The sequence below is a fragment of the Turicibacter sp. HGF1 genome (assembly GCF_000191865.1).
Lineage (GTDB): Bacteria > Bacillota_I > Bacilli_A > MOL361 > Turicibacteraceae > Turicibacter > Turicibacter sanguinis.
Genome location: NZ_AEXQ01000118.1, coordinates 1 through 20,122 on the forward strand (window position 1 = coordinate 1; position 20,122 = coordinate 20,122).

18 protein-coding genes and 1 tRNA gene are annotated in these 20,122 nt (G+C 33.8%); 3 read left to right on the forward strand and 16 right to left on the reverse strand.

What is annotated here, in order from left to right:
- Positions 1-304: 304 nt before the first annotated feature.
- Positions 305-685 carry a metal-dependent transcriptional regulator gene (locus tag HMPREF9402_RS11565; protein ID WP_006785078.1) on the reverse strand — a complete coding sequence of 127 codons (381 nt, stop codon included), beginning with the start codon at positions 683-685 and terminating at the stop codon, positions 305-307.
- Between the two features lie 209 nt (positions 686-894).
- On the opposite strand from HMPREF9402_RS11565, the gene HMPREF9402_RS11570 reads away from it, so the two are divergent.
- The 3 genes from HMPREF9402_RS11570 to feoB are packed head-to-tail and all read left to right on the forward strand — an operon-like array spanning position 895 to position 3,555.
- A complete protein-coding gene (locus tag HMPREF9402_RS11570; protein WP_039931031.1) occupies positions 895-1,104 on the forward strand; it encodes a FeoA family protein in 210 nt (69 codons plus the stop codon).
- 13 nt (positions 1,105-1,117) lie between these two features.
- Positions 1,118-1,339, forward strand: coding sequence for a FeoA family protein (locus HMPREF9402_RS11575; protein ID WP_006785076.1), 222 nt, complete (start codon positions 1,118-1,120; stop codon positions 1,337-1,339).
- A gap of 47 nt (positions 1,340-1,386) precedes the next feature.
- A complete protein-coding gene (gene feoB, locus HMPREF9402_RS11580; protein WP_006785075.1) occupies positions 1,387-3,555 on the forward strand; it encodes a ferrous iron transport protein B in 2,169 nt (722 codons plus the stop codon).
- A 202-nt stretch (positions 3,556-3,757) separates the two neighbouring features.
- Here the strand turns inward: feoB and HMPREF9402_RS11585 are convergent.
- The 15 genes from HMPREF9402_RS11585 to HMPREF9402_RS11655 form a co-directional block, all read right to left on the reverse strand.
- Positions 3,758-3,850 (reverse strand) — tRNA-Ser (locus tag HMPREF9402_RS11585).
- 452 nt (positions 3,851-4,302) lie between these two features.
- On the reverse strand, positions 4,303-4,908 hold the full coding sequence (locus tag HMPREF9402_RS11590; RefSeq protein WP_009607437.1) for a thymidine kinase: 606 nt from the start codon (positions 4,906-4,908) through the stop codon (positions 4,303-4,305).
- A gap of 174 nt (positions 4,909-5,082) precedes the next feature.
- The gene (locus HMPREF9402_RS11595; RefSeq protein WP_229040133.1) at positions 5,083-5,964 is read right to left on the reverse strand and encodes a S66 peptidase family protein; all 882 of its coding nucleotides are present in this window, start codon (positions 5,962-5,964) and stop codon (positions 5,083-5,085) included.
- A 19-nt stretch (positions 5,965-5,983) separates the two neighbouring features.
- A complete protein-coding gene (locus HMPREF9402_RS11600) occupies positions 5,984-7,165 on the reverse strand; it encodes a M20 metallopeptidase family protein (protein ID WP_006785072.1) in 1,182 nt (393 codons plus the stop codon).
- A 105-nt stretch (positions 7,166-7,270) separates the two neighbouring features.
- Entirely contained in the window at positions 7,271-9,628 is a 2,358-nt protein-coding gene (locus tag HMPREF9402_RS11605; protein WP_009607443.1) for an EAL domain-containing protein, read from the reverse strand.
- A gap of 134 nt (positions 9,629-9,762) precedes the next feature.
- Positions 9,763-10,131: a proteasome assembly chaperone 4 family protein gene (locus HMPREF9402_RS11610; RefSeq protein ID WP_009607445.1), complete on the reverse strand. Its 369-nt coding sequence runs from the start codon at positions 10,129-10,131 to the stop codon at positions 9,763-9,765.
- A 16-nt stretch (positions 10,132-10,147) separates the two neighbouring features.
- Positions 10,148-10,813, reverse strand: a complete 666-nt coding sequence (locus tag HMPREF9402_RS11615; RefSeq protein WP_229040132.1) for an ABC transporter permease — start codon at positions 10,811-10,813, stop codon at positions 10,148-10,150.
- 77 nt (positions 10,814-10,890) lie between these two features.
- Entirely contained in the window at positions 10,891-11,646 is a 756-nt protein-coding gene (locus HMPREF9402_RS11620; protein ID WP_009607441.1) for an ABC transporter ATP-binding protein, read from the reverse strand.
- Positions 11,647-11,656: 10 nt separating this feature from the next.
- Positions 11,657-12,640 carry an ABC transporter substrate-binding protein gene (locus tag HMPREF9402_RS11625; protein ID WP_009607446.1) on the reverse strand — a complete coding sequence of 328 codons (984 nt, stop codon included), beginning with the start codon at positions 12,638-12,640 and terminating at the stop codon, positions 11,657-11,659.
- Positions 12,630-13,214: a UbiX family flavin prenyltransferase gene (locus tag HMPREF9402_RS11630; RefSeq protein WP_009607434.1), complete on the reverse strand. Its 585-nt coding sequence runs from the start codon at positions 13,212-13,214 to the stop codon at positions 12,630-12,632. The genes HMPREF9402_RS11625 and HMPREF9402_RS11630 overlap by 11 nt, the downstream gene beginning before the upstream one ends.
- Positions 13,215-13,224: 10 nt before the next feature.
- A complete protein-coding gene (locus tag HMPREF9402_RS11635) occupies positions 13,225-14,097 on the reverse strand; it encodes a UbiA-like polyprenyltransferase (RefSeq protein ID WP_006785064.1) in 873 nt (290 codons plus the stop codon).
- Positions 14,084-15,904 carry a menaquinone biosynthesis decarboxylase gene (locus HMPREF9402_RS11640; protein ID WP_006785063.1) on the reverse strand — a complete coding sequence of 607 codons (1,821 nt, stop codon included), beginning with the start codon at positions 15,902-15,904 and terminating at the stop codon, positions 14,084-14,086. Before HMPREF9402_RS11640 ends, HMPREF9402_RS11635 begins: the two co-directional genes overlap by 14 nt.
- A 238-nt stretch (positions 15,905-16,142) precedes the next feature.
- Positions 16,143-16,901, reverse strand: coding sequence for a MerR family transcriptional regulator (locus HMPREF9402_RS11645; RefSeq protein WP_009607442.1), 759 nt, complete (start codon positions 16,899-16,901; stop codon positions 16,143-16,145).
- A gap of 346 nt (positions 16,902-17,247) precedes the next feature.
- On the reverse strand, positions 17,248-19,215 hold the full coding sequence (locus HMPREF9402_RS11650; RefSeq protein WP_009607449.1) for a fructose-bisphosphatase class III: 1,968 nt from the start codon (positions 19,213-19,215) through the stop codon (positions 17,248-17,250).
- A 32-nt stretch (positions 19,216-19,247) separates the two neighbouring features.
- Positions 19,248-19,508, reverse strand: coding sequence for a hypothetical protein (locus HMPREF9402_RS11655; RefSeq protein ID WP_009607448.1), 261 nt, complete (start codon positions 19,506-19,508; stop codon positions 19,248-19,250).
- Between the last annotated feature and the right edge of the window lie 614 nt (positions 19,509-20,122).

The window sequence follows — 20,122 nt, forward strand, 5'->3', positions numbered from 1 at the left end:
AAAATTACCAGGATGTTGCCCCTTGAAGCTAGATTACACAAAAAGCTGAAAGAGGCGATTAACATCCGCTGAAATTTGATGAGAGTTCGTTGTGGTGTAGCCACAAGTGACTATCGAAAATTTACCAGGATGTTGCCCCTTGAAGCTAGATTACACAAACCTACATTGATTATTTCTAATTCTCACATTCATTCAAATAGAAATATTAATAATTTAGAATAAAATGCTCTAAAAATTCGCAAGCTCAGTTAGAGAGATTTAAAAGGCTAAGAGTTACCTAAATAAATAAAAAAAGGAGTTGATTCTACTTTGAATCGACTCCTTTTTTTGTGATTTGTTTAATGCGTTCAAATGTTTCAGGACTGATAACATGTTCAATACGACAAGCATCTTTATCAGCCAGATCTTCATCGATATTTAAGGTCATCATTAAAAATTCTTTTATTAAGCAATGGCGTTCAAAAATTTCTGTTGCTTTTTGATGTCCAGATTGTGTGAGTTTAATTTGTCCACTCTTCTCTATTGTAATAAGCTCTGCATTTTTTAAAATTCCCATTGCACGGCTAATACTCGCTTTTGAAAAGTTGAGTTCATTCGCAATATCTATAGAGCGTACAACCCCATTTCTTTGTTCGAGAATTAAAATGGTTTCTAAGTAGTTTTCTCCTGACTCTTGTAGCTTCATAGGTATCCCCTTTTTCATTTTATAATCATGATATAAATATAGTTAATCTTAACATATTGAGGTCATTTAATTCAACTTTGATACTTTTTTCTCAAAATTGAATTGACATCATTATCAAAACATGGCATATTACTATTATCAGTTATCAAAAGCTAACTTGTTTTTTTCACGCGAGTTAGCATAGACTTACTTAAAGAGGAGGACTTATGATGCCACTTACGATGGCAGATATTGGAACACAATTATTGATTAAAAAGATTAATGGTCGTGATGATACGAAGCGATTTTTAGAAAGTTTAGGTTTTGTAACAGGAAGTCAGGTTATGGTTATCTCTAAGTTTGGTGGGAATTTCATTGTTAATGTAAAAGATACACGCGTTGCAATCGATGAATCGATGGCTAAACGTATTTTTGTTTAAGGGGGATGAAATAATGAGAACATTAAAATCAGCTACAATTGGTGAAACCGTCAAAGTTTTAAAGTTTAATGGTGAAGGTGCAACGAAGCGTCGTCTTATGGATATGGGAATTACAAAAGGAACGTCTATTTATGTTCGTAAAGTTGCCCCACTTGGTGATCCAATCGAGGTAACGGTTCGTGGGTATGAGCTATCCCTTAGAAAATCTGATGCTGAAAATATTTTAATTGATTAATTTTTTTATAACGCAGTTAGCTTAGGCTAACTAATATAGGAGGACTAATGATGAGTTTAACTGTTGCACTTATAGGAAATCCAAACTGTGGGAAAACAACTACATTTAATGCTTTAACAGGAAGTAATCAATATGTTGGAAATTGGCCTGGAGTTACGGTTGAGAAAAAAGAAGGTCGTTTAAAAGGTCATAAAGATGTTACTATTGTTGATTTACCGGGAATCTATTCTTTATCACCTTATTCTCCTGAAGAAATTATTACACGAGAATTTTTAATTCATGAAAAACCAGATGTTGTTTTAAATATTGTGGATGCTTCTAATATTGAACGTAATCTTTACTTAACCACACAATTAATCGAATGTGGAATACCAGTAGTTATTGCATTAAATATGATGGACATTGTTGAAAAAAATGGGACAAAAATTAATATCAAAGCTCTTTCTAATCATCTAAACTGTCCTATTATACAAATGTCAGCTTTAAAAAACAAAGGATTAAAAGAATTAGTCAAGGCAGTCATTGAATCAAAATATTCTACGGTTACTTTAAAGCCGATTTTCAACCATAATGTTGAAGCAATTATCGATAATATTACGAATTTAATTAAAGCTCAGGTTAAACCATTTCAATCACGTTGGTATGCAATTAAGTTATTTGAGCGTGATCAAAAAGTTTTGAATTCCTTAAATTTAACTCAGTCAATTACAATGGAAATCGAATCAATGCTTGTATCATGCGAAGATTTGCTTGATGATGATAGCGAAAGTATTATTACGAATGGGCGTTATGATTTTATCGGGAATATTGTGAGTAAATGCGTGAAAAAAAATAATCATTCTACTTTAACACCATCAGATAAGATTGATCAAATTTTGACAAATCGTTGGCTGGCACTTCCCATATTCGCATTGATTATGTGGGGAATTTACTATATTGCGATTACCTCTGTCGGTTCGATTGCAACGGATTGGATTAATGACACGTTCTTTGGAGAGATTGTTCAGGGAAATGTAGCAACTTTCCTAGAAAGTATTAATACGGCTGATTGGTTAACAGGCCTAATTGTAGATGGAATTATTGGTGGGGTCGGGGCCGTGTTAGGATTTGTTCCTCAAATCATGATTTTATTCTTCTTAATCGCGATTTTAGAAGATTGTGGATATATGGCGCGTGTTGCCTTCATTATGGATCGTGTCTTTAGAAAATTTGGTCTATCTGGAAAATCATTTATTCCAATGTTAATTGGTTCTGGTTGTAGTGTACCTGCTGTTATGGCGAGTCGTACAATTGAAAATGAAAAAGATCGTAAGATGACGATTATGTTAACACCATTTATTCCTTGTGGTGCTAAGTTACCCGTGTTCGCCCTAATGGCAGGTGCTTTCTTCCCTACCATGTCTTGGGTTGCACCTTCAATGTATTTCTTAGGAATTACAATGGTTATTATTTCAGGTATCTTATTAAAACGTACTCGTTTATTTGCAGGAGATGCAGCTCCATTTATTATGGAGTTACCCGCTTATCACTTCCCTAGTATTAAAGGCTTATTTATCCACATGTGGGATCGTGCTAAGGCATTTATCTATAAAGCCGGAACTATTATCTTTGTAGCCTCTGGTTTAGTTTGGTTCTTACAATCATTTAACTGGTCGCTTGAAATGGTTGATGCCAGTGAAAGTATTTTAGCTTCAATCGGACGTATTATTGCTCCTATCTTCACTCCATTAGGGTTTGGAAATTGGCAAGCTGCTGTTGCAACATTGACTGGATTCTTAGCAAAAGAAAATGTGGTTGCAACATTCGGTGTCTTATTCGGATTAGGTGAAGAGATGAATGAGGAGTCAGTTGAATTACTTGGCACAATCCACTCATTATTCACTCCATTAAGTGCTTATGCATTTATGGCATTTACTTTACTTGCTGCGCCATGTTTTGCAGCAATTGGAGCTATTAAACGTGAAATGGCATCTTGGAAGTGGACATTAATCGCGATTGGCTACCAAACTGGTTTAGCTTACGTAGTTGCCTTCCTAATCTATCAAGTCGGAACAATCATTATCAATCATAACATCTCACCTTCAACTATTATCATTTCACTAATCGTTTTACTAGCACTGGGATTTGCTATCAGTAAGATTCGCCGTGATCATAAAGAAAGTAGTTGTGGATGTGGATGCTCAGGATGTAAATCCATTAATAAATGTTCTAAATAATCTAAATTTGGTTAATAGCTAAAGATAAAAACACGATAACCTCCCAAACTTTTATCTGTATATTCTATCTGATAGCTTTAACAATATATAAAAAGAGAACTCGAAACGAAGCCTGAGTTCTCTTTTCTTTTTACTTTATATAACTGTGAGTTTTAAAAATAAAAAAAAGCCGCACATTCCTGTGCGACGTTATGTCAATTTATGGCGGAGGAAGAGGGATTCGAACCCCCGCTACGCTCTCACGTACTGTCGGTTTTCAAGACCGATCCCTTCAGCCGGACTTGGGTATTCCTCCGTATCAACAAAATTAATTATACATGACTCAAAACCTATTGTCAACAAAAGTTAATAATTTTTTTATTTTTTTACTTCTAAATGATCTAATTCCTCATCTATAAACAACACATAGATTATACATATAAAAATTTCCTTCGTCTTTAATGGTTCTATTTGCATAGAACCATTTGACGTAAGATTTGTTTCACTCAGTTTCGCTGAGCTTAACCACTCGATTCAGCCTTTTAGATATCTCTAACTGAGCTTGCGAAGTTTTAGAGTATCTTATCCTGTGTCACTAATGATGCTATCCGAGAATAGGAGGATTAGAATCATTTGTCACAGGGTTTGTGTAATCTAGCTTCATCGAGCAGCTCCTCTATGAAATTTGATAAACTTGATTGGAGCAAAAAACGCTCCTGTCACTTTCTCTTCATTTCTACGATGAGCTAAGCGCTTGTCTCAGCCTTTTTATTTATTTCTTAAATTTAGTGGATCTGGTAAATCTCTTACTTCATGGCAGTGACGACAACGTGGTTCGTATGCTTCTTTTGCCCCAACTTGGATGATTGGATCATGGTATGAAGCTGGTTGTCCATTAATTAGACGTTGTGAACGCGTAGCTGGTGCACCACAAACGCTACAAATTGATGTTAGTTTTGTTACGAATTCTGATTTTGTTAGTAGAATTGGCATTGTTCCGAATGGTTCCCCGCGGAAGTCTTTATCTAATCCTGCTACAATAACTCGAATTCCACGATCCGCTAGGTATTCTACTACGTCTACTACATTTTCTTCAAAAAATTGCACTTCATCGATTGCCACAGCATATGTTTCATCTGTGATGTGGTCTAAAATTTGAATCGGATGTTCAATTGGAATAGACGGCATTTTTAATCCACTATGTGATACCACTTCATCTTCACTATAACGATTATCAATAACCGGTTTAAATAAACAATATGGACGACGAGCAAAATCTAATCGTTTTAAACGACGAATTAATTCCTCTGTTTTACCTGCATACATACTCCCACAAATAGCTTCAACCCAACCCTCTTGACGGAAATCATACATTCTAAAAACCACCTTTCATCCTTCTGCATAATCAAACAAATTTAGTTGAATTTTGACACCCAACTAAAGCAACCTGATAATTATAACAGATATATATTTTAGGATTCAAGATAGATGCAAAAATGAAATTTTTTTCAGTAAAAACAAAAAAAGAGGAATTTCCTCTTTTTAATTTTATCCAATTTTTACCCGATGTTCATTCGGATTTAAACAAACTTTTGCTCCCATAGGAAGTGTTAAAAGGGGACTACAATGCCCGCTTTCAATCCCATAAGCAACTGGCTTCCCAAGCCCTTTTAACATTTTTTTTAATAATTTAGCTGAAGCCTTCTTATCAAAAACATTAAAATCACCAATCATGATTCCCGCTGCATCTTCAAGTTTGCCACTGTATTTGAGTTGAGTTAACAGTCGATCAATTGCATAAACCGGCTCATTCACTTCCTCAATAAATAAAATCTTATCCTTCGTATCAATCTCATAAGGTGTTCCAAGCGTCGAGCAAATGATTGTAAGATTTCCACCAACTAATATTCCCTCCACTGAATCTTTGGTATCATCATAGTAAGAAATATCCGTTAATTCTACAGGTTTAGCTTCTATTATCACATGCTTAGCACTTTGTAGAGTCACCTCATCCTTTAACATCAAGTCTTTCAACATCGGACCATGATAAGTAATTAGATTATGACATTGATTTAAGTAAATATGTAGATAGGTAATATCGCTATATCCTACAAATGGTTTTGGATATTTTGAAAATTTAAAATTCTTCAAATATGGGATGATTCGATTACAGCCATAACCACCTCGCATGCACAAAATCGCATCAACCTCATCATCAGCAAACATCATAATCAAATCCTCTGCTCGTCGACGATCTGACATGCCAGCTAGGTATCCTTTTCTTTCATAACAACTCGGTGCAACCACTACATCAAATCCCAATTCTTTTAACGTCGCTTCCCCCTTAAAAACTGTTTCTACTTCTAGGGGCCCCGCTAATGCTACAATTCCTATTTTTCCTCCTGGTAACAAGGCTTTTGGTTGAATCATCCCCATCCATCTCTCTTTCTTAGTTTTGTAATAGTTTAAGAGTTGATAAAACTTGTAAGCAAACCCCTACTTTAATTGCTTCCTCATCAATATCAAACGTATTTTCGTGTAATGTTGCCTCAATTCCTTTTTTCTTATTTGAAGTTCCTAAACTGTAAAAACAAGATGGAACAGCCTGTGAAAAATATGCGAAATCTTCCACTCCAAGACTTGGATGGTCAAAGATAACAATATTTGTCTCACCTAATAAATCAGTGGCGACTTCTTTTACTTCATCAACTATGTAATTATCATTAATTAATGGCGCATACCCTTCTTCAATTTCAACGAAGGCATTCCCCCCATAAGCTTTACCTGTACTTTCAACGACTTCCACAATTCGTTTTTTCATAAAAGTTCTTGTTTCAAGATCGAGTGTTCTTAGCGTCCCTCTAATGGTTACGTCATTACACACAATATTTCCTGCACTACCACCTTCAATCATTCCAAGGCTAATGACCGCAGAATTAAATGGGGATAAGTTACGACTTACAATTGTCTGTAGTGCTAAAATAATATTAGAAGCTATTACAATGGCGTCAATTCCATCTTGTGGATAAGCCCCATGAGCTTGTTTTCCTTGCACCTTAATCGTTAGCGTATCACTTGCCGCATGACATTTTCCATAATGGAATCCAATTTCACCAACTTGTAGTGTCGGGCGTACATGTAATCCAAGACAATGTTCAACATGTGGATTTTCTAAACATCCCGCTTCAATCATCGTCTTAGCCCCACCTACTGTTTCCTCAGCAGGTTGGAAAAAGAGTTTTACATTTCCCTTAAACTCATCTTTCAAACTTTGTAAAACAAATGCTGTTCCAAGTAAAATAGTCGTATGAACATCATGTCCACAAGCATGCATCTTCCCCGGATTTAACGATATGTAATCCGTTTTATTGACCTCTTGAATCGGAAGTGCATCAATATCCGCTCTTAACCCAATTGTTTTCCCGTCCGATGCACCTTCAATCAATCCTACAATTCCTGTTTCTCCAATTAACTGATCTATTTTAATTCCTGTTTCTTTCAAATAACTTTTAATTTTCGATGATGTTCGATATTCCTCTAATCCTAACTCAGGATGACGATGAAAATCTCGTCGAATTTCAACTAACGTCGGATAAATGGCGTCCACCATTTCTTTCACCTTTTGCTTCACATTTAAGCGCCTCCCCTAGTTTGAATACAGTACATCTCATTATATGTAAGTAGGGGCTTATCTTATGAATATAAAAAAAGCCCATCCTATAGGATGAGCTTTAGTTTAAATTAATTTTAATGCTTCTTCTTCACAGACTGGTTTTGAAAAATAATAACCTTGAATATAATCTATCTTCAAAGACTGTAACAATTTTAAATCTTCTTCATACTCTACTCCCTCTGCTACAACTGGTAAAGATAAAGTATGTGCTATATTAACGATCAATTTGACTAATCTAATAAATTCCTCACCTTGACTCATTCCTCTAACAAAGCTTTGATCAATTTTAACCTGAGATAATGGCAAATGAACTAAATAATTTAATGAAGAATATCCTGTCCCAAAATCATCGAGTGAAATCTTTACGCCTAACGCTTTTAACGCTTTAAGTTTCTTCGTATTTTCCTTCATATTTTCCATTAAAACTGTCTCAGTAATCTCAATTCCAATGAGACTTGGTGAAACACCAACTTTTTCAATCAATGATTTAAACTTATCCACAAAATTATGATTCATAATTTGCAAAGCAGAAATATTCATCGAAACAACCAATAGTTTAGTTGAATATTCATTTACCTTTTTTGCAAAGCGACATGAGTGTTCAATGATATAATCGCCAATTTCATCAATCATACGACACTCTTCAATCATTTTAATAATATCAATAATGGATACGTGCTGATATTTTGGATTATCCCATCTAAACAACGCCTCAAATCCTTGTAGTTGTTTATCACAAGTATATTGAGGTTGATAAAATAACGTAATTTCATTATTTTTAATAGCATCTCGTAAATCCATCTCGAGTTCGAGTGCAAATAACCGCTCCTTCTCTAAATCATCAGTGTAAATGACGAATTGATTTTTACCTTTTTCTTTTGCTCGGTAGAGTGCTAAATCACCTTGAAGTAATAAGTGATCCACATCAATATCACGCCCTTTGCTATTTACAATCCCCATACTAACTGAGATGATATTTGTCTTATCTCCTTTGCTAAACTCTGTTTTCATTTCTAATAAGATTTCATTAATCTTATTCATTAAATCAGTTTCAGAATTTAGATTTTTCCACACAACGACAAACTCATCGCCTCCAATACGAGCAACAAAAGCATCTTCACAAAGTGAAATTAGTTTTTTAGAAATCAGCAACAAGGCCTCATCTCCATAATGATGTCCAAAACTATCATTTAATTTTTTAAAGTTGTCTAAATCCATAAACATAACTGTTAAATTTAATTGAGCTTTTTCTGATTCAATATATTTGTATAAACTACGTCTATTATGCAGCCCAGTTAAAAAATCAGTATAAGCTAATCGTTTAATATGCTCTTGTGTTTTAATATCTTCCGTCACCTCACGCATCAGTGCGACAATCCCAATCATTTTATTTGCAATATCAAAAACAGGTGCCTTATAAATTTCAGCAATTCGTTCCTCACCCCGTAACTCAAACTGACGGATAAATTTTTGACTACATCCTTCTTTGATGACAGTCTGATCTTCATAAGCAATGACCGCATTAAATGACTTATCTAATTCTGAAATTTTATATCCCACGATTGATTCTCGTGATTTGTTGTAATATTCCATAAACTTAGAATTTACATCAATGATTGTTCCATCTAATTCTTTTAAACATATGGCAAATGGAATATTTTCTAAAATCATTTGAAGTTTGGCATCTTTGTTTCTAAGTTCTGTGACATCTCGTGCAATCCCTATTGTTCCAATGACTTCATCCAATTCATCAACGACCGGGGCTTTGTAAATATTAAATTCACGATATCCTTTTTTCCCGGGAATCACTTCCTCAAAAACAATTTGTCGTCTTTCATTCATGACAATCAAATCATATTCTCGACATGTCTCTCCAATTTTTCCATCCCATACAAAGGAATCATCCCGCCCAAAAATAACATCATCGTCTTTACCTGAATGTTCTCTAAACTCACGATTCACTTTAATATATTGACTATCTGTATTTTTGAACCATGCCATATAAGGAGTATTATTTAATAAAGCATCAAATTGTAATTGACTATTTTTAGATTCTCTAAGCACAGATATATATCTCAAATAACTTTTAACTTTCAACTTAAGTTCTTCTATATGAAGAGGTTTCACAAGATAATCATGAACTCCCATCTCAATAAATGATGCTAAATTTTTCTTTTTCTCAACAACAATTAAAACAGGTTTGTTATCATATAATGAACAATTCTTTAACTCTTTTAAGTGTGATAGGCCATGTTTATCATCCTCAATAATGATGAAATCAAATTCTTTTATTATAATCTCACGATGTGTTTCAAATTTTAAAGCATATTGTTGAAGAAATTCGTATGAAACTTTTTTTAACATTTTTTCAATGTCATGATTAGCACTAATAATTAATACCTGGATGTCTCTTTGTTTCATGATATTTCCCTCAAATCTTAAACGAATTTTGTCAATTAATATTATTATAATCAAAAAGAGGTGTAACTTATATAAAAACTCGATAATTTTATCCACAAAAAAAGCTATTATCCATTATAGATAATAGCCTATCTCTATTTTAATTGTTCAATGATTTGAGTCATCATTTGATTAATAAGTGTCAGTAAATCGTTAATCTCATTAAAAGTAATATCCTTAATATGAATTCCACAAGTTACAACAACAGTTACACCTAGCTCTTTTACTAATCGTTTCGCACATTTTAATACCACATCATCTTCTTTGTGTCCCGGAACTGTTAGTAAAGAAACCGAGGTTGTCTTTTTAGAAATATCATGTGGCATATCAACAGGAATTCCTAACGCTACAGCTCCAATATGAGGAATATCTCCACCTTCGATTGTGATATTTAAATCGTTCCCCATTTTAATGATTCGGCATTTAATGTTGTGTTCTTTAAATTTTTCACTAATAACTAACATCTTAACTCACCTCAAATTAATTTCGTTTATAGCGACAGCAAATACTTTCTAAATAATCAATTAAGATGAACAATATTAGACCAACTAAACTTAACACAACAATTCCTGAATACATGTCTATATAGTTGATACGCGACCATGAATCTTGAATAAAGTAACCTAATCCTTGCTTTGTTCCGTAGGCTTCTGCAAAAAATAATACAGAAAAAGCCGTCCCAATTGATAGACGAATATTCGTTAACACCTCTGATAAAATAGCCGGGAATGTAACATGTAAAAATAGTTGCCAACGATTCGCTCCAAGACTGATGAGTGGATTATAAAGTTCACCCTCTACATTTAAAACAGCGTCGCGTACCGATACGATGACCTGAAATACGGTAATTAACACGATAATCACGATTTTAGAGTTATCCCCAAGTCCATATAATGTCATTACCACAGGCAATAAAGCCGTTTTGGGGACAGGATAAACAAAATAGACGAGTGGGTTTAATAATTTATTACATCGCTTAGAATATCCCATCAAAAGTCCAACAAGTGAGCCAATAGTAAAAGAGATTAAGAGTCCGACAAAAATGCGATACAGACTCGCAAGGATATGAACATAAAATCCATTTTCAAAAAGGGTTGGTAAATTCAAATAAACTTTACCTGGCATCGGTAAGCTTCGAGTATCCATCAAGAACGATCCTATGATCCAAATAATATTTAACAAGATGAACCCTTTGATAAAGCTCCATAATTTTTCTAATGAAGTCAATTCGCCCACCCCTTTTTAATTAATTTTTTCATATGATCGTATAATGTTAAATATTCAGGGTGTTGTCTGAAATGATTGTTGTTGAAAAGTGGATTTTCAATTATTTCTGTAATTTGTCCTGGAGTATTCGACATGATGATAATTTTTTTTCCCATATATAATGCTTCATCGATACTATGTGTGACGAAGAAGGTGTTAATCTGATTTTCTTGCCAAATTTTTAAGAATAGTTCCTGTGCATCTTCTTTGATAATGGCATCTAGTGCTGAAAAAGCTTCATCCATTAAGAGTAAGTCAGGCTGCATTAGGAAACTGCGTACCATTGAGACACGTTGCTTTTGTCCCCCCGAGAGTTCACTTGGATATCTTTTGTTAAGAGCATCAATATTTAATGTCTTCATCGTCTCATTCATTTTATTCAATGTTTCATTTGTTACTTTTTCGCGTTTAATTTTAAAAGATAATAAACAATTTTCTTCGACTGTTTTCCACGGTAAAAGCCCAAAATTTTGAGGAATAAATCCTATCTTATGAAGATGAGGGTTAAGCTCCTCCCCGTTTAGAAGAACTTGACCCTCATACTCTTTGATTATTCCAGATAAGACATTTAGAAGTGTTGACTTCCCACACCCAGATGGTCCAATAATGGCACAGATATCATGACTATCTGCTGTGAAATTAATATTTTCTAATGCCTTAACCTCTTTATTTTTGCTTTTATAGGAAACAGATAAGTGATTTACCTGTATCATAAAAGCCTCCTTATTGCATCGCGATGTTGTTGATTACATCAGCTGCTTTAATGTCTTTAGTTAATAACCCCTTATCTTTTGACCAGTCTAATACTTTTTGGACATTTTCTTCAGCTGGTAAGTAGTTGTGTAGGTACTCAGGTAAAATGATATTTCCACGCATTTCATCTGAATAATTTGCTGCATTGATGATTACATCTTCAAATTCAGCGATATCTGTGTTGTTAATATAATCGATTGCTTTATTATACGCCTTGTAGAATCCTTGAACAGCTTCTTTATTTGCATCAATTACTTCTTGTAAGAAAGCTGTCACTGAAATCATGATATCTTCATTGTAGATTTTATCTACTTCTTTTGCTCCATTTGCAATAGCCGTATCATTAAATGGTGTTGGTAAAATAGCTGCATCCACTTGGTTGTTTTGTAATGCTTCTAAACGAGCTGGCATAGCAGGAATTGCAATTTTTTCAATATCAGCTACTGTCATTCCGTTACTAATCGCTAAATAATCTGATAAATAATCAATCATTGTATTTTCTGAAATCGCCATCGATTTTCCTTTTAAATCAGCTAGCGTAGAAATTCCTGATTCAGGTGTTGCTACTAATGTCCAAGAACCATTTGTCGTCCCTGTGATTTGCATGTTAATATCAGAATTTTGATAAATTGAAATCGCAACTTCATCGCATAAAACTCCGTCTAATTCCCCTGCTTGTAAAGCCGCATCGCGATCTTTTGCTGCTGCGAATACTTGTAAATCAAGATCAATCCCCTCTTCAGTGAAATAACCTTGATCTTGTGCGATGATTAATGGAACAACATCAATCGAACTCATGACTCCAAAGCTTAATTTAGTTAATTCTGTTGTCTCAGTCGTTTCTGATCCTTCAGGAGTTGGTGTTACTTGCTCCTCTTTTTGATCACCACATGCAGCTAACATTGTTGTGGCCATCAAAGCTACTGCCATTAGTGAAAATTTCTTAATCTTCATAGTTTGTATCCTCCCATTTTTTAAATAAATTATGATTTATATTAAGATAGCTTAATACCTTTCCTACAACGAAATTAACTAAGTCTTCTAAAGTTTGTGGATGGTGGTAAAATCCAGGCATCGCCGGAATAATAGTAGCACCTACTTTTGAAAGATGACACATATTTTCAAGATGAATCGTATTGAACGGAGTCTCTCTCGGTACAATAATTAATTTACGTCCTTCTTTTAGTGCAACATCTGCTGCACGACATAGTAAATTTCTAGATAATCCATGGCTAATTTCTGCTAAAGTCCCCATTGAACAAGGCATCACAATAACAGCATCAAATCCATGTGAACCACTTGCCACTCCAGCAAATAAATTATGATTATCTTCTAACTTAACAGTTGGTTGATTTAGTTCTTGGATCCATTGCTTTAAATCTAAAGAGAGCTCATATTTAAAGACTTGCTTTCCTTTATCCGTCGCAATAACATGAACCAAGTAACCCTTTGATGCAAGTTCTTCAATCAATCGTTTGGCATAAATACTACCACTTGCTCCTGTGATTCCAACAACAATTTTTTTCATGATTAATCTCCTAAATTAAACAATCAAGTAATCCTGTCACTAAAAAGACAATACTGATAACTTGATTAATACTATAAGAAGCGATTTTAACATTTGTTAAATTATCTGGCTTCACTAACCTGTGTTGAATTACAAATAATACCATATTTATTAATAAACCGCCATAATAAATTATACCCAATTGCGGAGCTAATAAGCCAACCATAAGTAAGAAAATGACAGCTAAAACATGAAATACCGATGAAATATGTAAGGCATTTTTCACTCCAAAGCGAGCCGGAATGGAATGAATTCCATTTTTCGTATCAAAATCATAATCTTGAGCACCGTAAATGATATCAAACCCTGCTACCCATAATGTATTAGCAGCTCCCATCGCAAGTGGAATTAATGAAATTTTTCCTGTTACGGCAAGCCATGCTCCAACTGGTGCTGCTGCCGAAGTAATTCCAAGGACTAAGTGACACATCCAAGTAAAACGTTTCGTGTATGAATAAATCGTCATTAAGAATAACGCGATTGGGGATAAGATAAAACAAATGGTATTTAACTGCCATGCTGCAAAGACCATAATAGCAAAACAGATCACAACAAAAATTAAAATTTCTTTTTTATTCATTAATCCCTGTGGTAATTGACGTGTTGCTGTTCGTGGATTTTTGGCATCAATTTCAGCATCAATGACACGATTTAAGGCATTCGCTCCTGTTCGGGCTGACATAAATGCAACTAAAATCCAAAAGATAACTCTAAAATTTAACTTTCCATTTCCTGCAAGTAACATTGAAATTAAAGCAAATGACAATGAGAAAATGGTATGTGAGAACATGACTAGTACTCCGTAGTCATTAATTTTTTTTCCTATTTTCTTAATCAATTCCATACTCACTCCATCTACGTGTGACTTTTTCTTTTACATCATCTGACATGACAATATCATCTGGCCAAACGCGTTGATGACCATCCATTGCTAACTTTTTCGTTGCATCGATTCCTAAACGATGCCCAAACTGTTCAGATGGAACCTCACGAATGACTAAATCACGCATAGCATCAATATTATTAAAGACTTTCCATGCAACTTTTGATGTATCTGTTGAATCAACATCCTCGTCAACAACAATTAAGAATTTATTATATTTCATAGCATCTTGTGACCATAATTCTTCCATTAACTGACGCACATCATCCTTGCTTTCTTTTTTGATTGAAACAACTAGGCATCCTTGTAAAACGTCTGACATTGGATAATCAAAATTTAATATTTTTTCATGAGTTGATAAGTATGCCGTCATATCGTCTTGGATTTTAATGTCCCATTTCGATTCAGTTCCTTCAACGTCAAATTTACGAGTCGCATCGACTCCTAATCTATAACCATAATGATCAGTTGATGAGGCATGATCTAGGGCATCAAGCGGACCTTGCGAGAAGACTAAATCTTTTGTCATGTCCAAACTTTCAAAGACTTGTTTAGCAACAGCTTTAGTATCATGTGGATTAATGTCAGCATCAACGACGATAATCATTTTAGCGTACATCATTTGCCCCATTCCCCATAAAGAGTTCATCACTTTTTTACCATGACCTGGGAATCGTTTTTTGATTGAAACGATGACACAGTTATGGAATACCCCTTCAAATGGTAATGAGTAATCCACAATTTCTGGATAAATCATTTTTAATAACGGTAAAAATGCACGTTCTGTTGCTTTACTCATATAGCAATCTTCCATTGGTGGACGTCCAACAATCGTCGCTGGATAAACTGGATTTTTCTTATGAGTTATGCATGTCACGTGGAAGGCTGGATACATATCTGCTAATGAATAGTACCCCGTATGATCCCCAAATGGACCTTCTAAACGTAACGCTTCATTTACATCCACATATCCCTCTAATATAAATTCGGCATCTGCTGGTACGTAAATATCGTTTGTAATCGATTTAACCATCTTAACTGGACGCTTACGTAAATATCCTGCAAACATCATTTCATCAATCATTTTTGGTAATGGTGAAATGGCTGAGAAAATTAAGGCTGGATCACATCCAATCGCGACTGAAACTGGCATCTTACCACCTAATTTACGATACTTATCATAAATTTCTCGACCATCTTTATGCCAATGCCAGTGCATTCCTGTCGTGTTCTTATCAAAGATCTGCATGCGGTACATCCCCGTGTTTTGAACACCTGTATCTGGGTCTTTTGTCATAACTAAAGGTAACGTAAAGAATTTTCCTCCATCATCTGGCCAACACTTTAAAACTGGAAGTGTGGATAAGTCAGGATCATGCTCAATTACTTCCTGACACGCTCCTTTAATAGGTAATTTCCAAGGTAAAACAGCTAACAAACGCATTAAGTTTGGCACTGATTTAATCAGACTTGGAATTTTCATATAATTTTGCATATTAATTAAATCTGCAATATCTCGCTCAACATCTTCTAATTTTTCAACGCCAAGTGCCCAGCTCATTCGCTCTTCACTTCCCATTGAATTAATTAAGACAGGATAATCAGATCCTTTAACATTTTCAAATAATAAAGCCTTACCGTAATTTTTAGACACTCGATCCGTAATTTCTGTAATTTCTAAATCGGCATCGACTTCGGCTTTAACGCGGACTAATTCCCCTCTATCTTCTAAAAATCGCATAAAATGCTGAATATCTTTAAAAGCCATCCGTATATCCCTCCTCAAATATGTGATATCTTCTTCTAGCTTTGAGCTTATCGATACTTTTTCACTATATTATCGTCAAAATTCTTCAAAAATTTTGAACCATTCTCTATTATAAATTGTTTCATATGAGGATGGCTATATAAAAATGATATCTTGTTAAGATTTTAACAAAAAAACATAAAATATTTCTTATATTTATATTTAAAAGGGACATCTCAAATGAAATGTCCCTCTCTTATTATTTTGTATATACCAGGATAGCATCGCATAAAAATTGTGCAGCTCCTGGTTTTATTTTTTCATCATAGTAAGCTGTAAATCGTGGGTCCGCTACATACATTTGGGCCAAGCCTGCGTGGGCTTCTTTACTATATGATGGCCATGTATACCCTAACCATTCATGATGTTTTTTAGCTAAAACTTGAGCGAGTTCACTTTCTGGATTATTAGTCTCCATCGCCTCTTCAAGTAATGCTAAAATTTCATATGATAATTGGTTCATTGCTTCATATTGTTCTTTTGATAAGTTTTTGAATTGTTTATTAGAATGATTAATGACATCTTCTCCGTATTTTTCACGAAGTTCCTGTCCATATCTTTGTTCGTTTTCTTCAATTAATTGTTTTTTTAATCCTTCAAATTTTTGTTTATCTGTCATTTTTATCTCTCCTTTACGAGATTGAATCGTTAATTGTACGGTTTCAATCATAGTATCAATCTGTTTTCTTTTTTCAAGGAGTTTTTGATAATGGTCTTGTAAAGCTTGCATATCATCAAACTGTGGATTGTTGATTATCTGTTTAATCTCATCAAGTCCAATGCCTAATTCTTTATAAAATAAAATCTGTTGAAGTTGATCAACTTCTTTTTGTGAGTAGATACGATATCCTGACGAACTCATTCGAGCCGGCTTTAACAAATCAATTTCATCATAATAACGTAACGTTCTCGTACTAATCCCTGCAAGATGTGCTAACTTTAAAATAGTATATTCCATCTTCAAATTCCTCCTTTCATCTTTATCATACAGGTTAACGTTGCGTAAAGGTCAACTACTTTTTTGACTATTGTAAATAAAATCTTGTAAATTGTTTAGGGCTAGTTTTTCTCATCTGAACTATATTTCTCACTATAATCTATTTTAATGAAGTAAAGTTTTAATTTCGTGAATCATCTTTTGTTTTATCTATCATTACTTTTGAAAATTTCACAAACTATTTCCTTTATTAAAAAGAGGTCTCCACTCTGACATGGAAACCTCACTTCAAACATAGAAATACTGAAAAAATAATTTTACGATAGACATAGACTATCCAATGATCAAACTTTTATACAGAAGATTTTTAAAATTTCATAGAGCCTCGACGATAGGAATTTAAAAGTAATTTCAAATCATCAATCTGATCCATTAATTCAAGGCCAACATCAGTGTCCCTTACCCGCTTTCTTACTAATATTTTTTCGACAACGACTCTTGTGGATAAAATATCCAATTCAAGAGCGATGGCTTTTTCTGTTGATTCGAAAGGTTCGTGAGCGACAATTTGTAGCCCGTATGAATTATAAATCAGCGTATAGCCTGCAATCCCCGTTTTCCGTTGATACGTCCTCGAAAATCCACCATCAATGACAAGCAATTTTCCATTTGCTTTAATCGGACTTTCACCATCCTTTTTTTTAACGGGAACATGTCCATTAACAATACGAGACTCGCATTGATCAAGTCCAAATTCTTCAAAAATCAAGTTACACATTTCTTCATCATCACGAAACTTATAATAGGCATTCTTTTTCTCAACCATGAGCTTTTTATCTTCTAAAAAATAGCGTTCAAACATTGTCATTGATTCTTTTCCAAATAAAGAGGATTTTGCCCCACACCATAAATACCACATGATATCCATCCCATACTGCTTATCTTCAAGATTATTTTGATTAAAATAACCCTCTCTTGCCATAACTTCAAATTGATCTAGTAGTTTTTTTCCTTTATACCGTTTATTTTGAATCGTCATTTCTTGAAATGTTTTATCCTCATTCATGGGAATGCATCCATGAAATAAGAGATTCGAATTATATTTTAAATACATGCTGCCACACTTAAACAAAAAACGCACATGTTTTTGTAATTTGTCACTGTTAATAAAAGAAATCGTTAGGCGTTCAATAACATTTCTCTCTTCATCTGTTAGCTCATATGGCTGATGAGGATTAATCGTTGGAAAATGGGTATCAGTCAGTGGATAAGTTTGTCCGTTTAAATCAATTGTTCCTGCTTTATAATTGATTTTATGTAATAAAAGTCGATGTGTCATTTCAAATTCTGGATGTTTCGTGATGATATCATACTCTAATTTTAATTGAATAATCGTAATTGCTTTATGCATTTTGGAAATTAGTTCAAATTCTCCCATCGCATAATCTTCCTTACGATTATCTAAAATTTGAAAGGCATGACATGGATCATCTTGATAGGCATGCATAGCAAAAGTTGCAAGTGGCAATAAGTTGATACCGTAGGCATCTTCTATAACATCTAAATTATTATAACGTGCTGAAACTCTTAAAACGTTGGCGATACAAGCCTGATGACCAGATGCAGCGCCCATCCACACAATATCGTGATTTCCCCATTGGATATCGACGCTATGATAATTCAAAAGAGTATCCATAATAATATCGGGCCTTGGTCCACGATCGTAAATATCTCCGATAATGTGTAGGCGATCAATAACAAGACGTTGAATAAGATTAGATAAGGCAATAATAAACTCCCGTGCCTTTCCGACTTCAATAATCGTATTAATGATTCCATCATAGTAATCATGCTTATCAATGCCATTTTCTTGCTCATGTAACAATTCTTCAATGATATATCGAAAATCCTCTGGTAAAGCTTTTCTAACTTTAGACCGCGTGTACTTACTTGAAGCATTTCGACAAAGTTCAATGAGTCGATATAAATTAACTCGGTACCAGTCATCCATCTTGTCAAATTGCTTTTCAACCATCTCAATTTTTTGTTCTGGATAATAGACCAACGTAGCTAGTGACTTTTTCTCGCTATCTAGCAAGGTATTTCGAAAAACTTCTTCAATCTTAACCTTTACAACTCCTGAACCATTTTTTAAAACATGTATAAAAGGTTCATACTCCCCATGAATATCTGTCAAAAAATGTTCTGTTCCTTTCGGTAAGTTCAATATTGCTTCTAAATTAATAATTTCTGTAGCAGCACTATCAATACTTGGAAAACTTTTACCAAGTAATTTCAAATGTTTTTCTCGTGTACTTTTCTGATCATCCCTCATTGTTTTCCCCTACTTTTCAGACTTATCCCCAATTATGCTGATTTTACATTATTCTCAATTTTTTTAAGTGTTAATTCAAGTATCATTTCATTTATATTATAAAAGTTTCCTAATTCATCACGATAAAACCAAGGTGCTTTTAAAGTTTCAATATGGGAAATTGAATCATAGACGGTAATCCAATGCATATATTCATCTTTGCATTGTTCTTCAATTAATTGTTGTAATTTTTGTTGTGACCAATAATGATTGACTACAATATTGTTTGCCCCCGTTTTATCCGCATAGTCCATTAATTCCTGAATAGCTAAATCTAATTTATTTTGTTTGATTAGATTTTTTGATTACAATCACTTCACATTTCATATTTTATTCATCCCCTTCATTTTATAAGATTAATAATTAAATTAACCTTTTTCCTTCCCCCTAATCCGTTTTTTCACAAATTGTCTTTCTTATCAAAAAGAGACTTCCGATTCATTCGGAAGCCTCTTTTCAATTAGGGTAAAAAACATTTTAACAAGAATAAACGGATTGTTATCGCTTGGCAATTTAACGTTATAATCTTTTCTTGTACAATTTGGATTCTATCACAGTTCCTTACCAAAAGAAAGCGTTATTACTATTTTCACAAATTAAAATAATTTGCTAAATTTTACCTTACAACTTTACTTCTATTGATTCTAAAAAAAATGATGACTTGTTCATGCTGTATTGTTTTTTATGCTTTCACACATCAATGATAAAGCAGTCTCATTATCAGATACATTTTTAATTTTATGATTTTATTTAATAGTACGGTAACAAAAATCCAGATTATATCCTATCAAAAGAACGAAATGAAAAAATATTCGAAAAATAAGATAAAAATGAGTAAAAGAGAAGATATTCATTTTTATAAGTATAA

What these genes read in the sequence shown, in the direction of transcription:
- HMPREF9402_RS11565 (WP_006785078.1), bottom strand. Translation starts at nt 685, where the DNA reads ATGAAGCTACAAGAGTCAGGAGAAAACTACTTAGAAACCATTTTAATT.
- HMPREF9402_RS11570 (WP_039931031.1), top strand. Translation starts at nt 895, where the DNA reads ATGCCACTTACGATGGCAGATATTGGAACACAATTATTGATTAAAAAG.
- HMPREF9402_RS11575 (WP_006785076.1), top strand. Translation starts at nt 1,118, where the DNA reads ATGAGAACATTAAAATCAGCTACAATTGGTGAAACCGTCAAAGTTTTA.
- feoB (WP_006785075.1), top strand. Translation starts at nt 1,387, where the DNA reads ATGATGAGTTTAACTGTTGCACTTATAGGAAATCCAAACTGTGGGAAA.
- HMPREF9402_RS11590 (WP_009607437.1), bottom strand. Translation starts at nt 4,908, where the DNA reads ATGTATGATTTCCGTCAAGAGGGTTGGGTTGAAGCTATTTGTGGGAGT.
- HMPREF9402_RS11595 (WP_229040133.1), bottom strand. Translation starts at nt 5,964, where the DNA reads ATGATTCAACCAAAAGCCTTGTTACCAGGAGGAAAAATAGGAATTGTA.
- HMPREF9402_RS11605 (WP_009607443.1), bottom strand. Translation starts at nt 9,628, where the DNA reads ATGAAACAAAGAGACATCCAGGTATTAATTATTAGTGCTAATCATGAC.
- HMPREF9402_RS11610 (WP_009607445.1), bottom strand. Translation starts at nt 10,131, where the DNA reads ATGTTAGTTATTAGTGAAAAATTTAAAGAACACAACATTAAATGCCGA.
- HMPREF9402_RS11615 (WP_229040132.1), bottom strand. Translation starts at nt 10,813, where the DNA reads ATGGATACTCGAAGCTTACCGATGCCAGGTAAAGTTTATTTGAATTTA.
- HMPREF9402_RS11620 (WP_009607441.1), bottom strand. Translation starts at nt 11,646, where the DNA reads ATGATACAGGTAAATCACTTATCTGTTTCCTATAAAAGCAAAAATAAA.
- HMPREF9402_RS11625 (WP_009607446.1), bottom strand. Translation starts at nt 12,640, where the DNA reads ATGAAGATTAAGAAATTTTCACTAATGGCAGTAGCTTTGATGGCCACA.
- HMPREF9402_RS11630 (WP_009607434.1), bottom strand. Translation starts at nt 13,214, where the DNA reads ATGAAAAAAATTGTTGTTGGAATCACAGGAGCAAGTGGTAGTATTTAT.
- HMPREF9402_RS11635 (WP_006785064.1), bottom strand. Translation starts at nt 14,097, where the DNA reads ATGGAATTGATTAAGAAAATAGGAAAAAAAATTAATGACTACGGAGTA.
- HMPREF9402_RS11640 (WP_006785063.1), bottom strand. Translation starts at nt 15,904, where the DNA reads ATGGCTTTTAAAGATATTCAGCATTTTATGCGATTTTTAGAAGATAGA.
- HMPREF9402_RS11645 (WP_009607442.1), bottom strand. Translation starts at nt 16,901, where the DNA reads ATGGAATATACTATTTTAAAGTTAGCACATCTTGCAGGGATTAGTACG.
- HMPREF9402_RS11650 (WP_009607449.1), bottom strand. Translation starts at nt 19,215, where the DNA reads ATGAGGGATGATCAGAAAAGTACACGAGAAAAACATTTGAAATTACTT.
- HMPREF9402_RS11655 (WP_009607448.1), bottom strand. Translation starts at nt 19,508, where the DNA reads ATGGACTATGCGGATAAAACGGGGGCAAACAATATTGTAGTCAATCAT.